Annotated in this window: 14 protein-coding genes; 5 read left to right on the top strand and 9 right to left on the bottom strand. The window is 69.1% G+C overall.

Translation table 11 applies throughout. The annotated features are described in order from the left end of the window. Nucleotides 1-118: 118 nt before the first annotated feature. The 5 genes from AB5J62_RS37610 to AB5J62_RS37630 all read right to left on the bottom strand — a co-directional run bounded on the left by AB5J62_RS37610 (nt 119) and on the right by AB5J62_RS37630 (nt 2,929). Nucleotides 119-328 carry a DUF397 domain-containing protein gene (locus AB5J62_RS37610; RefSeq protein WP_370944800.1) on the bottom strand — a complete coding sequence of 70 codons (210 nt, stop codon included), beginning with the start codon at nt 326-328 and terminating at the stop codon, nt 119-121. Between the two features lie 213 nt (nt 329-541). Further along, nucleotides 542-946, bottom strand: coding sequence for a nitroreductase family deazaflavin-dependent oxidoreductase (locus tag AB5J62_RS37615; RefSeq protein WP_370944801.1), 405 nt, complete (start codon nt 944-946; stop codon nt 542-544). Nucleotides 947-960: 14 nt separating this feature from the next. Continuing rightward, complete coding sequence (locus tag AB5J62_RS37620; protein ID WP_370944802.1) at nt 961-1,317, bottom strand: PLDc N-terminal domain-containing protein; 357 nt, start codon at nt 1,315-1,317, stop codon at nt 961-963. A 49-nt stretch (nt 1,318-1,366) separates the two neighbouring features. After that, the gene (locus tag AB5J62_RS37625; protein WP_370944803.1) at nt 1,367-2,056 is read right to left on the bottom strand and encodes an oxidoreductase; all 690 of its coding nucleotides are present in this window, start codon (nt 2,054-2,056) and stop codon (nt 1,367-1,369) included. A gap of 45 nt (nt 2,057-2,101) precedes the next feature. Then, nucleotides 2,102-2,929 carry an SDR family NAD(P)-dependent oxidoreductase gene (locus AB5J62_RS37630; RefSeq protein WP_370944804.1) on the bottom strand — a complete coding sequence of 276 codons (828 nt, stop codon included), beginning with the start codon at nt 2,927-2,929 and terminating at the stop codon, nt 2,102-2,104. 96 nt (nt 2,930-3,025) lie between these two features. Here AB5J62_RS37630 and AB5J62_RS37635 point away from each other — a divergent pair, with 96 nt between their 5' ends. Then, nucleotides 3,026-4,597, top strand: a complete 1,572-nt coding sequence (locus AB5J62_RS37635; protein ID WP_370944805.1) for an MFS transporter — start codon at nt 3,026-3,028, stop codon at nt 4,595-4,597. Nucleotides 4,598-4,635: 38 nt separating this feature from the next. Here the strand turns inward: AB5J62_RS37635 and AB5J62_RS37640 are convergent, their stop codons facing one another. Then, nucleotides 4,636-5,211: a GNAT family N-acetyltransferase gene (locus AB5J62_RS37640; RefSeq protein WP_370944806.1), complete on the bottom strand. Its 576-nt coding sequence runs from the start codon at nt 5,209-5,211 to the stop codon at nt 4,636-4,638. A 77-nt stretch (nt 5,212-5,288) separates the two neighbouring features. On the opposite strand from AB5J62_RS37640, the gene AB5J62_RS37645 reads away from it, so the two are divergent. Beyond that, nucleotides 5,289-6,137, top strand: coding sequence for a PaaX family transcriptional regulator C-terminal domain-containing protein (locus AB5J62_RS37645; RefSeq protein ID WP_370944807.1), 849 nt, complete (start codon nt 5,289-5,291; stop codon nt 6,135-6,137). Here AB5J62_RS37645 and AB5J62_RS37650 read toward each other — a convergent pair. Further along, the gene (locus tag AB5J62_RS37650; RefSeq protein ID WP_370944808.1) at nt 6,127-6,531 is read right to left on the bottom strand and encodes a RidA family protein; all 405 of its coding nucleotides are present in this window, start codon (nt 6,529-6,531) and stop codon (nt 6,127-6,129) included. The genes AB5J62_RS37645 and AB5J62_RS37650 overlap by 11 nt on opposite strands. 86 nt (nt 6,532-6,617) lie before the next feature. On the opposite strand from AB5J62_RS37650, the gene AB5J62_RS37655 reads away from it, so the two are divergent. The 3 genes from AB5J62_RS37655 (at nt 6,618) to AB5J62_RS37665 (ending at nt 10,947) form a co-directional block, all read left to right on the top strand. Then, entirely contained in the window at nt 6,618-8,975 is a 2,358-nt protein-coding gene (locus AB5J62_RS37655) for a bifunctional salicylyl-CoA 5-hydroxylase/oxidoreductase (RefSeq protein ID WP_370944809.1), read from the top strand. Continuing rightward, nucleotides 8,972-10,093 carry an acyl-CoA dehydrogenase family protein gene (locus tag AB5J62_RS37660; protein ID WP_370944810.1) on the top strand — a complete coding sequence of 374 codons (1,122 nt, stop codon included), beginning with the start codon at nt 8,972-8,974 and terminating at the stop codon, nt 10,091-10,093. Before AB5J62_RS37655 ends, AB5J62_RS37660 begins: the two co-directional genes overlap by 4 nt. A 92-nt stretch (nt 10,094-10,185) precedes the next feature. Next, entirely contained in the window at nt 10,186-10,947 is a 762-nt protein-coding gene (locus tag AB5J62_RS37665; protein ID WP_370944811.1) for a DUF4253 domain-containing protein, read from the top strand. Here AB5J62_RS37665 and AB5J62_RS37670 read toward each other — a convergent pair. Continuing rightward, the gene (locus AB5J62_RS37670; RefSeq protein ID WP_370944812.1) at nt 10,920-12,521 is read right to left on the bottom strand and encodes a phytoene desaturase family protein; all 1,602 of its coding nucleotides are present in this window, start codon (nt 12,519-12,521) and stop codon (nt 10,920-10,922) included. The genes AB5J62_RS37665 and AB5J62_RS37670 overlap by 28 nt on opposite strands. Nucleotides 12,522-12,587: 66 nt before the next feature. Further along, nucleotides 12,588-13,223 (bottom strand): LuxR C-terminal-related transcriptional regulator, encoded by a 636-nt coding sequence (locus AB5J62_RS37675; protein ID WP_370944813.1) that lies wholly within the window; start codon nt 13,221-13,223, stop codon nt 12,588-12,590. Nucleotides 13,224-13,297: the final 74 nt, after the last annotated feature.

The raw sequence follows: 13,297 nt of genomic DNA on the forward strand, positions 1-13,297 counted from the left end.
CCGAAGACAAAGTGAATGTTTCATCTCGGACATGTGGCAAATCGCCACGACGCGTGCACATACTGGCCTACGCCACAGTGAATGAGGAAACGACTGGCGGAAGGGTCACACCATCGTGTTAAAGAACGTTGAGCAGGCCAACCCAGGCGGCCGGGGGGAGAACAAGCCGGGGGCCGGAGCGGTCCTTGGAATCCCGCACCATGACCGCGACATCGGAGATCGCGAGTTCAACACAGTCGTCAGCACCACTGGCACTGGCGGAACTCTTGACCCACCGGACGCCGGACGGCTCGATTTCCACCACAAACGCGCTCTTCCGACGTGCCACGCGCACTCTCCTGCTTCTCCCCTGGGGCCGACACCCGCTTCAGGGTATGAGGAGTGAACCACCGTTTACTACCGCCGAGAGAGCTAGCCCGGCGCAGGCAGAAGGCTCAGACCACTGCGCTGATCACCACGGATCGTCGCGGCAAGCGCACATGCACATGCGGCCCCGTCCCCAAGTCCACAAAGGACTCGGGAACGGGGCCGCCGCGGCCGCTCAGAGGCGGCGAAGCTCGACCACCGGGATGACCCGGCTCGTCTTCTCCTGATACTCCTTGAAACCGGGCATCAGCTCGGCCTGCTTGCCGTAGTACACGGCGCGCTCTTCGCCTTCCAGCGGCGTCGCCTTCGCCTCGAACTTCTCCGTGCCGATCTCGAGCGTGACGGTCGGATTGGCCAGCAGGTTGTGGTACCACGCCGGGTGCTTGTCGGCGCCCGCCGCGGACGCGATGATGAAGAGCCGGTCGCCTTCGGCCAGGTAGACGAGCGGAGAGGTCCGCTCCTGCCCGCTCTTGGCGCCGATGGTGGTCAGCAAGACCATCGGCGCGCCTTCGAACGGCCCGCCGACCTTGCCTTCGTTTTCCCTGAATTCCTTGATGATCCCCGCGTTCCAGTCGCTCATGGGATCATCCTGCCCTAGTCCAGCTCGCCCCGTGCCTTGCGGCGCTGCGCTTCGGCGCGCTCGCGGCACTGACGCAGGAACTCCTCGTCCGACGCGCTGTCCGCGGCCGAGAACCGGCCGGGCCGGTCGTATTCGGGGTAACGCGGCGCGTCCCGTTCGTACTGGGTCCGGCGGGCGCGCGTGGCGGTCTGCGGACGGCCGGCCGCCAGCCACACGATCGACCCGACGAGCGGGATCAGCAGCACGATCAGCAGCCAGGTCAGCTTCGGCAGATTGCGGCACGCCCCGTCTTCGGTCGTGATGACGTCGACGAGGCAAAAGATCCAGAGCCCGAGCGTGACCACGCCGACGAGCCCGTCGAAATACAGCATGAAAAGACCCTCCCAGAGCCGGAACACCCCTCCGGCGACGCGGTAAGTCTTAGCACACCGCCTGACGCCGCGCGTCGAGAATCCCGGCCGCGATCGCCAACGCGTGCACCTGCCCAGGACAGACTTTCGGGCCGTGGCCGAACGGCAAGCCGGTGAGATCGACTTCGATCAGTCGCCCGTCCTTATATCTTCTGGTCATCGAAACCGGCGGGCGTTCACGCAAGGTGGCGGCGAGTGCTTCTTCCGCGGCGACCGTTTCGCCGAGCGCGTTCTCGACGAGCCCGGCCGTGGCGTCGCAGGCCTGCACGAGCAGGCCGATCAGGGCCGCGGTCTGTTCTGACGCCCCGCCACAGGCTTCGACGAGGCGTGCGACAGCGGCGTCTTCGACGGACGTCGCTTCCACATGGGGTTGATAAGCCTTCGCGACGATCACGACGTCCGCGGAGAGCCCAGCGCGAAGGCCGAGTGCCGCGGCGAGTGTCTCCACCACGATCGCCTTGAGGTCGACCGGACCGAAGCGCTTCGCCTCAACCGTCCGATCGAACGCCTCGCGGCGCAACCACGCGGGATCCATCCCCGCGAGTTCCTCCGTCACCAGCGAACGACGTCGCGTGTGGGCCTGTCCGGTACTGAACCGGGCGACGTTCGTCCGCAGCCAGCCGATGGTTCCCGGCGCTCCAGCGAAAACAGGCGGGAGTGTGAAGCGCGGGTCGGCGAGCAGTTCGCTTGCTTCGATCATGCGGAGCACCGTAGGCCCGGAAACTGTCGGTGCTCACCGATATGTTCAGGCGACCAGGCCGACGCGGCGGGAGGTGATCTCCCACAGCTCGGTGGCGAGGTTCTCGTCCGAGGCGAGCTTCGCCGGCTTGGCGGGCTTGCTCTTGACGTAGTAGCCACCGTGCAGCGGCTCGGTGGTGCCCGACAGGTAGACGAGGGTCTCGGCGCCCTGCTCCGGGCTGGTCAGGAAGTGGCGCATCGGCTTGCCCAGCGGGGAGTTCGCGAAGGCGTGCATGAGCTTCATGTCGCGGGAGAACTCGGACGCGACCACACCGGGGTGGAAGTCGGCGACACCCAGCTCGGGGTAGCGGCGGGCGTACTCGCGGTTGAGGATGGCGGCCGCCAGCTTGCTGTTGGCGTAGGCCTTCTGCGACTTGTAGCCCTGCTCGCTGTCGAGGTCGGCCAGGTTGACCTTGCCGGTCTTGTGGTTGTCCGAGGTGGTGATGACGACGCGGCCGCCGCTCTCGCGCAGGCGGTCGGTGAGCAGGCGGGTGAGCAGGTACGGGGCGAGGCAGTTGACCTGGAAGGTCTGCTCGTAGCCGTCGACCGTGATGTTGCGCTGGGTCCACAGGCCGCCCGCGTTGTTCGCCAGCACGTCGATGCGCGGGCAGCGCTCGAGCAGGTCACCGGCGAGGCGTCGGACATCCGCGAGGTTCGTGTAGTCCACCGTAAGACCTTCGACGCCGAGCTCCTTGGCGATGGCGGCCGTCTTGTCCACGGACCGGCCGACCGGGATGACGTTGGCGCCCGCGGCGTGCAGCTGGCGGGCCGCGGCGGCACCGATCCCGGCGCTGGCACCGGTGACGACGATGGTCTTGCCTGCGAGGTTCTGCATGTCTCTGCGCTCCTGGGGATTGTGGGGAGTTGTCCGCATGTCCGTCTTACACAGTCGTACTATACACATGTGCTAGACACTTGTATAGTGGATCTCATGACAACTACCGAAATCCGTGCGGGCCGCCGCGAGTGGATAGGCCTGGCCGTACTGGTCCTCCCCATGCTCTTGGTGTCGATGGACATCACCATCCTTTACTTCGCGATCCCGTCCATAGCCGCTGACCTGCAGCCGAGCGGTCCGCAGCAGCTGTGGATGATGGACATCTACGGCTTCGTGCTCGCGGGCCTGCTCATCACGATGGGCGGACTCGGCGACCGGATCGGCCGCCGCCGTCTCCTCATCGCGGGCACGGTCCTGTTCGGGCTCGGCTCGGTCGCCTGCGCCTTCGCGTCCAGCCCGGAGCTGCTCATCGCCGGCCGCGCGCTGCAGGGCATCGGCGGCGCCACGCTCGCCCCGTCCACGCTGGGCCTGATCCGCAACATGTTCCACGACGACAAGCAGCGCCGCGCCGCCATCACCGTGTGGTCCATCGTGCTGTCCGCGGGCGCGGGCCTCGGCCCGGTCGTCTCCGGCCTGCTGCTGTCGACCTTCTCCTGGGGCTCGATCTTCCTGGTCAACATCCCGGTGATGGTCGTGCTGCTGGTGCTGGCCCCGATACTGGTGCCCGAGTACCGCGCCCCGTCGCTCGGCAGGTTCGACGCGCTTTCGGCCGTGCTGTCGCTCGGCGCGATGCTCGCGATCATCTGGGGCGTCAAGGAAAGCGCTGTCAGCGGCCTCGAAGCGACGCCCGTCGCCGCGATCGCACTGGGTCTCGCGCTCGGCGTGCTGTTCGTCCGCCGTCAGTCGACCATGACCGACCCGATGATCGAACTCTCCCTCTTCCGCAACCGCGGGTTCGGCGCCTCGATCACCATCGCGCTCGTGTGCTTGTTCGGCATGGTCGGATTCGGCATCTTCACCACCCAGTTCCTCATGCAGGTGCTGAAGATGTCGGCCTTCGAAGCCGCGATGTGGACGCTCGCCAGCCCGGTGGTCGTCACGTTCGTCGCCCCGCTGGCCGCGAAACTGGCGCAGCGGACCAGGCCCGCCTACATCATCGCGAGCGGTTTCACCCTGGCGGCACTGGGTTTCCTGCTCATCACGCAGGTCAGCACCGAGCGGAACATCCCGCTCATCATCAGCGCCACCGTGCTCATCGGCGTCGGCATCGCGGTCGTCATGTCGATCGTCACCGACATGGTCATGGCGACCACGCCCGCCGAGCGGGCCAGTGGTGTCTCGGCACTGCTGCAGACCGCCCAGGAACTCGGCGGCGCGCTGGGCATCGCGATCCTCGGCAGTGTCGGCGCCGGTGTCTACACCGCCACCATGGTCAAGACGGCCCCGTCCGGCCTCACCCCGGAGCAGCTCGAAGCCACCCGCCAGACGCTCGGCGCGGCCGAGGACGTCGCGGCGAAACTGCCGCAGGCCAAGGGTGACCAGCTGGTCCACCTCGCGCAGGAGGCCTTCGTCGCCGGCATGCGGCCCGCCGCGCTCGTCGCCGCGCTGGTCGTGCTCGCCGCCGCTGCCGCCGCGGTCGGCTTCCTCCGCCACATCGAGAACACCGCCACACCCGCACAGGAAGAGGTCAGCACCGAAGATGCCAAGGAACTCGTCGCAGCCTGAACGGCACGGTTGACGGCCCGCGCACTTTCAGCGGGCCGTCAACATCGCCGCGGTTGCGCCACCTCGTGGTGGAACCAGTACGAAGACATCACCCGGCCGTTCGGCAGCGTATGCGTCGGCGGCCCGTCCACTCGCCGCATCCCGGCCGCGCGCAACGCGCCTTGACTGGCCAGATTGGCCGTCTCGACCCCGGCTCGCACCGATGGGAGGCCCAGATGCTCGTGTGCGAGCACCAGCCCCGCCTTGAACAGCTCGCCGCCGAGCCCCTGGCCCCGGAATCCCGGCATCAGCCAGCCGCCGAGCTCACCGTCCGAATGCACCGAGACCAGTCCGGCGCACCGCTTGCGCCCCGGATGGATCGCGATGAGGTCGATCGCGTCTTCCCGCAGGTCGTAGGCCACGCCCCGGCCGGGCGTCATCGCCAGATAGCGCTCACGGTGCGGCTCCAGCACGATGTGGTCGAGCTCCCAGCCGAGCCACCGCTGCGCCTCGTCGTCACTCGCGCCCGCCACCGCGACCAGGCTGTCGAGCTCGGTCGGAGTGGTGAAGACCAGCGTCCCGAAACGGAACCGATGCGCGCTCGCCGGGCAACGCCGGCGCCTGAACCAGCCCAACGCCGACTCCTCCCAGTTGCCAAGAGGGTAGCCAAAAGTGACACTCGGCCAGCTGGCGCACTTGTTATCTTGACCGGGTGACGGTCGTACCGGAAACAACCGAACTCGATGGCGGCGATGGGGTGGGCCGCGCCGCCCAGCCCCGCCAGCTCATCGTGACCGTCTACGGGCTGTATTCCCGCAGCGAGGGCGGCTGGCTCTCCGTCGCTTCGCTCATCACGCTGCTGGCCGAACTGGGCGTTGACGAGCCCGCGGTGCGTTCGTCGATCTCGCGCCTCAAGCGGCGCGGGATACTCAAGGCGGTGCGACGCGCCGGCGCCGCGGGGTACGAACTCTCCCCCGAAGCGCTGGAGATCCTGCGCGAAGGAGACCAGCGCATCTTTCGCGAGCAGCGCGCCACGCTCGACGACGGCTGGATGCTCGCGGTGTTCTCGGTGCCGGAGACCGAACGGCACCGCCGTCACGTGCTGCGCTCCCAGCTGACCAGGCTCGGCTTCGGCACCGCGTCGGCGGGGGTGTGGATCGCGCCCGCGCATCTGCGGGACGCGACCGTCGAGATGCTCCGGCGGCTGGATCTCGACGGGTACGCGAACCTGTTCCAAGCCGAGCACATCGCGTTCGGGGAGCTCACCGAGAAGGTCAGCGACTGGTGGGACCTCGGCGAGCTCGAGCAGCTCTACGAAGACTTCCTGCGCCTGCACACCGGTGTGCTCGACCGGCGCGATCGGTCCGAACGCGAGGCCTTCACGGACTATGTCGCCGTGCTCACCGATTGGCGGCGGCTGCCGTATCTCGATCCCGGGCTGCCCGCCGAACTGCTCCCCGACGGCTGGGCGGGCATCCGGGCAGCCGAGCTGTTCTTCACGCTGCACGCCGAGCTCGAGGCGGCGGCGCGCGGGTACGTCGCGAAGACGATCAGGCCGTAGGCAGCACCGCGTAGCCCTGCACCTCGACCAGCGCCTCGATGTCCCACAGGCGGCTGACCCCGATCCCGGCCATCGCCGGGTACTCGGTGCCGACCAGGCGCTTCCACACCGCGCCGATCTCGCGCGCGTGTGCCTTGTAGTCGTCCATGTCGACGATGTAGACGGTGAGCGAGCAGAGGTTCGCGGGTTCGCCGCCGGCGGCTTCGAGCGAGGTCAGCAGGTTGCCGAGCGCGCGCTCGAACTGCTCCACCACGCCGTCGCCGACGATCTTGTTGTGCACGTCGAGTGCGGTCTGCCCGGCGAGGAAGACCAGCTTGCCGCCGTCGGCGACGACGGCGTGGGAGAACCCGGACGGCTTGCCCAGCTCGGCGGGGTTGATGCGCTCGAAGGCCATGCCGGTCAGCGTACGGGATGTATCGCCTCGTTGACGGTCGTGCTGGCTACGACATAGTCTGGAGGCCGACGAAGGGAGTCGGCGACGTGCGAATCGCGGTCCTCGGCGGAGGCCCGGCGGGCCTGTATTTCTCCGCGCTGGCGAAACAGCTGAACCCGGCGCACGAGATCACCGTCTGGGAACGCAACGCGCCCGACGACACGTTCGGCTTCGGCGTGGTGTTCTCGGACGAGACGCTCGGCGGCATCGAGCACGCGGACACCGCGATCTTCGCCGCCATGCGCGAGGAGTTCGCGCGCTGGGACGACATCGACGTCCATTTCCGGGGCACGACGTTCACCTCCGGCGGGCACGGCTTCGCCGCCATGAGCCGGAAACGACTGCTCAACATCCTGCAGGAACGCTGCCGGTCGCTGGGCGTGGAAGTGCTCTTCCGCACCGAGGCGCCGGACGTCACCGGGCTCGCCGCCGAGTACGACCTCGTGGTGGCCTGCGACGGTGTCAACTCCCCTGCCAGGACGCGGCTCGCCGACAGGTTCGAGCCCTCGGTGGAGACCCGGCGCTGCCGCTACATCTGGCTCGGCACCGACCTGGTCTTCGACGCGTTCAAGTTCCACATCCTCGACACCCCGGCCGGCGTGATGCAGATCCACGGCTACCCGTATTCGAGCGAGGCCAGCACCTTCATCCTCGAACTGCACGAGGACGTGTGGCAGCGCGCGTTCGCCTCGGTCGCCGAGCAGGAACTGCCGCCCGGACACAGTGACGAACGCTCCATCGAGCTGATCCGCGAGCTGTGCGCGGACGTGCTGGACGGGCACCAGGTGTTCGCGAACAACTCGAAGTGGACGAAGTTCGGCACCGTGCGCTGCGCGAGCTGGCGGCACGAGAACGTCGCGCTGCTCGGCGACGCGGCGCACACCGCGCACTTCTCGATCGGCTCCGGCACGAAACTCGCCATGGAGGACGCGCTCGCGCTGGCCGCCTGCCTGCACGAGCAGTCCACTGTGGACGAAGCGCTGACCGCGTACGAGGCCGAACGGCGCCCGGTGGTCACCTCGACGCAGCGCGCCGCGCAGGCAAGTCTCGAATGGTTCGAGAACATCGGCCAGTACACCGACCAGGATCCGCACGAGTTCGCGTTCAACATCGTCACCCGCAGCCGCCGGGTCACCTACGACAACCTGCGGCTGCGCGATCCCGAGTTCGTCGGCGAACTCGACGAGTGGTTCGCGTCGCGGCAGTCCTCCGGTGAGGTGCGGCCGCCGATGTTCCAGTCCTTCCGCCTCGGCGAACTCCAGCTGGAGAACCGGGTCGTGGTCTCACCGATGGACATGTACTCCGCGCGAGACGGCGTGCCGACCGACTTCCACCTGGTGCACTTGGGAAGCAAGGCGCTCGGTGGCGCGGGCCTGGTGATGACGGAGATGGTCTGCGTCTCCGAGACCGGCAGGATCACGCCCGGCTGCGGCGGTCTCTACACCGCCGAGCAGGAGTCGGCTTGGCGCCGGGTCGTCGACTTCGTCCACGAGCACAGTGCCGCCAAGATCGGTGTCCAGCTGGGGCATTCAGGTCGCAAGGGCTCGACCAGGCTGATGTGGGAAGGCATCGACGAGCCGTTGCCGGACGGGAACTGGGAGATCTGCGGACCGTCCCCGTTGCCGTACAAGGCGTCGAGCCAGATCCCGCGCGAGCTGACCGCCGATGACCTGGGTGAGCTCAAGGCCCAGTTCACCGCGGCGGCCCGCTCGGCCGCGCGAGCCGGTTTCGATCTGCTGGAACTGCATTGCGCACACGGATATCTTCTGTCCTCCTTTCTTTCCCCGCTGACGAACCGGCGCACGGACGAGTACGGTGGCTCGCTGGAGAATCGGCTGCGTTTTCCGCTCGAGGTGTTCGACGCCATGCGGGCGGTCTGGCCCGCGGAACGTCCCATGAGCGTGCGGATTTCGGCGACCGACTGGTGTGAAGGCGGACTGGACGCGGACGCGGCCGTCGAAATCGCGAGGGCTTTCGCCGAGCACGGGGTGACCGCCATCGACGTCTCCACCGGCCAAGTGGTCAGTGAAGAAAAACCGGCATATGGACGAAGCTACCAGACTCCGTACGCCGACCGCATCCGAAACGAGATCGGCAGGAAGTACGGCGTGGCGGTCATCGCCGTCGGCGCCATTTCTTCTTACGACGACGTGAATTCGCTGATTCTGGCGGGGCGCGCCGACCTCTGCGCGCTGGGCAGGACCCATCTCTACGATCCACAATGGACATTGCACGCCGCGGCCGAGCAGGACTACCGGATCCCCTGGCCGAAGCCGTTCGCGGCGGGCAGCCGCAAGCCGCAGGGCGGCCGGACCGACGGTCCCAAGCCGCGGCTGGATCTCATACGTTCGGGTGAACCGAAGACCGCACATGCCCGCTGGCGACCCGACGGGAGCGCTTCATGACCGCCTTTTCGCTGACGCCGGAACAACAGGCTTTCGCCGCCGAGGTGACGAAAATCGGCGAGGAGCAGCTCCGGCCGCTCGCCGAGGCAGGCCGCGAGGGCACGGTCAACCGTGAGCTCATCAAGGCCATGGGCTCGTTCGGCCTGCTCGCGAAACTGTTCCCCGGCGAGCGGGAAGCGGCCGCCGTCGACCTCTGCATCCTGCGTGAGGCGCTGGCCACCCGCAGCACCGAGGCGGAGACCGCGCTGGCGTTGCAGGGACTCGGCACCTATCCGGTTCTTCAGTCAGGGCAACAAGAACAGCTCGAGAAGTGGGTTCCCGCGGTCGCCGCCGGCGACGCCGTCGCCGCCTTCGCGCTCACCGAGCCGAACGCGGGCTCCGACGCCGCCGCGCTGGAACTCGTCGCGGAGCCGGACACCGACGGCTGGCGGCTGACCGGCGAGAAGATCTGGATCTCCAACGCGCCGGAAGCGGACTTCTACACCGTTTTCGCGCGCACCACGCCGGGCGCGGGCGCCCGTGGGGTGAGCGCGTTCGTCGTGCCCGCCGACCGCGCGGGACTTTCCGGCGAGCACCTCGACCTGGTCAGCCCGCATCCCATCGGGCGGCTCGTTTTCGACGGTGTGCCAGTGCGTTCCGGCGAGCTGCTCGGCGAACTCGACCGCGGCTTCGGCGTCGCCATGCGCACGCTCGACCTCTTCCGGCCCAGTGTCGGCGCGTTCGCCGTCGGCATGGCGCGGTCCGCGCTGGACGCCGCGCTCGCGCACGCGGATGAGCGGATCGCGTTCGGCGGCCCGCTCAGGAACCAGCAGAGCGTTTCGCACAAACTCGCCGAGATGGCGATGCGCGTGGAAGCCGCGCGGCTGCTCGTCTATTCCGCCGCTTCCGCTTACGACGCCGGAGAAACCCGGCTGGCGGGACGTGCCGCGATGGCAAAGCTCTTCGCCACCGAGACCGCGCAGTTCGTGGTGGACTCGGCGATCCAGATCCACGGCGCCCGCGCGCTGCGGCGGGGGCACCTGCTCGAGCACCTCTACCGCGAAGTCCGCGCGCCGCGCATCTACGAGGGTGCTTCCGAGGTACAGCTGACGATCATCGCCCGCGAGCTCTATCGCTGAAAACCCCTGCGCCCCAACGGTTTCGGCAAAACTGTCGGACCATCGGTCTAGCGTTCCTCCCGAGATCAGCACTCGATCGCAGGAGGTATCCGATGTCCGTCATCCCGTTCCGTTTCCTCGACACCCTGCCCGAACTGCCGCAACCGTCCGGCGGCTGGCATGACAACCTCTGGGTCTCCGACGAGGACACCACGGCGCAGACCTACCGGGATTTCGCCTTGGCCGCAGGGGAAACCGGTATCTGGCCGGTGGTGATCCCGGACGACTTCCGGTTCGCCAGACCGGCCGAAGACTGGATCGTCGACCGGGGACGGCTGCCGTCCGCCGTCGAGGACGTCGGCGCCATCCGCGCCGTCGACGCGCTCGAGGCGTGGTGGGATCCACCACCCGGCTACGACCGGCGGTTCCATCCGTTCGGCCCCGACTTCCCCGGCCTCACCCGCCGCTCGCCGAAGCGGACGAAACCGTTCGAGGACGCGGCGTGGGCAGGCGGGGTGCTCGCCGGCGTGCCGGGGAGCAGGCTGGGCCTGGTCAGGGCCGGGCGCCCCGCCGACATCCCGGCCGTCATCGGCTGGGCGGGCATGATCGCCATGACCGACCGGGTGGCCGCGCTGTCCGCCGTGCTGCGCAGCTGGGAGGACCGGTTCGGCGCTGTGCTCGTCGAGCTCGGCTTCGACTCGCTCGCGTTCTCCGTCGCCGCGCCGCCGACCACGCGCAAGCGGGGTCTCTCCGTCGCCGCCGAGCACCGCGCCTTCTCACCGGCCTGCTTCGGCAGGTACCTGGAGGAGCGGACGGTCGAGGAGTACGCCGAGGGCATCCAAGGCAGTCATTTCTGGCGGTTCTCATGGCTCTGAGACAGCAGCTGCTTCGCGACGATGTGGCCGGACGCGCCGTTGACGCCGTGCCCCGGCCAGGTGGCGGCGCCGACCAGGTACAGGTTCGGCACGGTGGTGCGATGGCCCGGCTGTCCGGGCAGCGGCCGGAAAAGGTAGCTCTGCGCCAGCTCGTGGCTGCCGCCGAACGGATCGCCCGGCCCGCAGTTGGGGTTGGCCGCCGCCAGGTCGGCCGGGCTGATGATGTGCCTGGCGAGCACCGCGCCCGGCAGGTTGGCGATGTGCCGCGAGGCGATGTCCAGCACCCGGTCGGCGAAGGCCTGCTTGACGTCGTCGGTCCAGCCGTCGCCCGCGGCGATGCGTCCTGCCGCGTCGCCGTGCGGGCGGCAGGGCACGTCCAGCAGCTGCAGTCGCGCGACGGCCCGTCCCGGTGGGCAGCGCGAAGGGTCCACCGAAGACGGGGAGTCGAAGGCGATGGTCGGTTCCGCGGGCAGCAGGCCGCGCGTGGCTTCGTTGACCGAGCGCGAAAGCGCGTCCAGGCCCTCGGTCAGGTGTGGCTCGCCCGCCTCGGCGAGCCTCGGGTCATGGAACCTCGGCGGCTCCGACAGCGCCAGGTGCACCTGGAAGCAGCCGCGGCCGTAGCGGAACCGCCCGGCCTGCGCGCGGATCCGCGGCGGGACGGCGCCGGGCTCGTCCGCGAGCAGCTCGAGGTAGAGCTGGTCGGGGTTGACCGAGGCGACCACGGCCCGCCTGGCGGTCACCACCTGGCCGCCGGCCGTGCGGACCGCGCGAGCCTTGCCGTCGCGCAGCAGCACCCGCTCCACCCGCTGGTGGCACGCGACGGTCCCGCCGTGCCGTTCGATCAGCGCCGTCAGCGCCTTCGCGAGCTGCTCGCTGCCGCCCACCGGCGTCGGCATCCCGGCCGCGGTCAGCGCCACCAGCACGAGGACGACCCACAGCGCGCTGTTGACCTCGTCGGGTCCCCTGCCGAGGTGCAGCGCCCACGGCGCCAGCATCCCGCGCGTCACCGGCGAGGCGAAGGTCTCTTCGAGCAGCACCCGCCCGGACAGCGTGAACAGGTGCGCGAAGTCCGAGAGGCCGCCGTGCGCGTCGTGGGTCAGCCGGTGGATCGCCTTGCGGGCCACCGGGGTCGCCAGGTCGACGCCCATCAGGCCGAAGACCGGGCCGATCGAGGGCTCGACCTCCTTGAGCAGCCTGGCGAGCGACTCGCCGTCGCCGGGTGCCAGCCGCTCGGCCTCGGCCACGTTCTCCTCGGCGGAACCGGCCAGCAGCCCGACGGCCCCCTGCGCCGTCGAGACACCCGACCAGTAGCGAGGTCTCCGGTAGTCGAGGCCGAGCGCCAGCAGCTCGGGCCCCAGTTCGGCGAACGCGGGCCCGCCGGTGAAGAGCGGGTGCGCGGACGAGTAGGTGTCGTGCCGGAAGCCGGGCAGGGTCAGCTCGTCGGTGCGGACGAGCCCGCCGGGGCGGTCGCCCGCCTCCAGCACGGCGACGCTCCACCCGGCCCTGGCCAGGTAGGCCGCGGTGATCAGCGCGTTGTGCCCGCTGCCGATGACGACGGCGTCATATCCGCTCATGGTGATCGATGGTGGGCGGCGGCCCGTCCCGCCTGCCAGGGACCACGGTCCCGGATCGGCCGGGAATCAGCACTCTTCGCCGAGGCCCGCGCCGCGTGCCTTGATGATCACCCTGGCGCGGTCGCTGGCCCCGAGCTTCGCCAGGATGCTCGACACGTGGTTGCGGACGGTCTTGGGCGCGAGGTCGAGCCTGCGGGCGATCGCCGCGTTGCCGAGCCCGCCGGCGACCAGTTCGAGCACCTCGCGCTCACGAGAGCTCAGTTGCGGAAAGGGCGGGAGTGGCTTCGGCGCCCGCAGCAGGCCGAGCACCTGGTTGGCGATGGCCTGGCCGAACACGGCGGCGCCCGCGGCCACGCCCCGGATGGCGCGGGCGATGTCGTCGGGGGTCGAGTCCTCGAGGAGGTAGCCCATCGCGCCTGCCCGCATGGCGGCCACCACGAGCTCGGCCTCCTGCCGGGTGGTCACGACGAGGATCGCCGTGGCGGGCGCCGAGTGCCGGATCTCCCGGGTCAGCGCCAGCCCGCCGAGCTCGGGCCGGTGGAGGTCGATGAGCAGAACGTCCGGCCGGTGGGCGCGGGTGAGCTCCACGGTCTCCCGGTGCGTCGCGGCGTTCGCCACCACGCGGATGCCGTCGGCGAAATCGCCGGTCGTCGGCACTCCGGCGGCGACGACGGTGAGGTCATTCCGCAGGGTTCGGGTCATCACGAGAGCGTTTGTAGCGCACTAAGTTTGTTCAGTGTCCGCCGTCGTCCAGTGAACAAAGAATCTTCGCCCGC

Origin of the sequence: Amycolatopsis sp. cg5, from assembly GCF_041346955.1 — a bacterium.
Taxonomy (GTDB): Bacteria; Actinomycetota; Actinomycetes; order Mycobacteriales; family Pseudonocardiaceae; genus Amycolatopsis.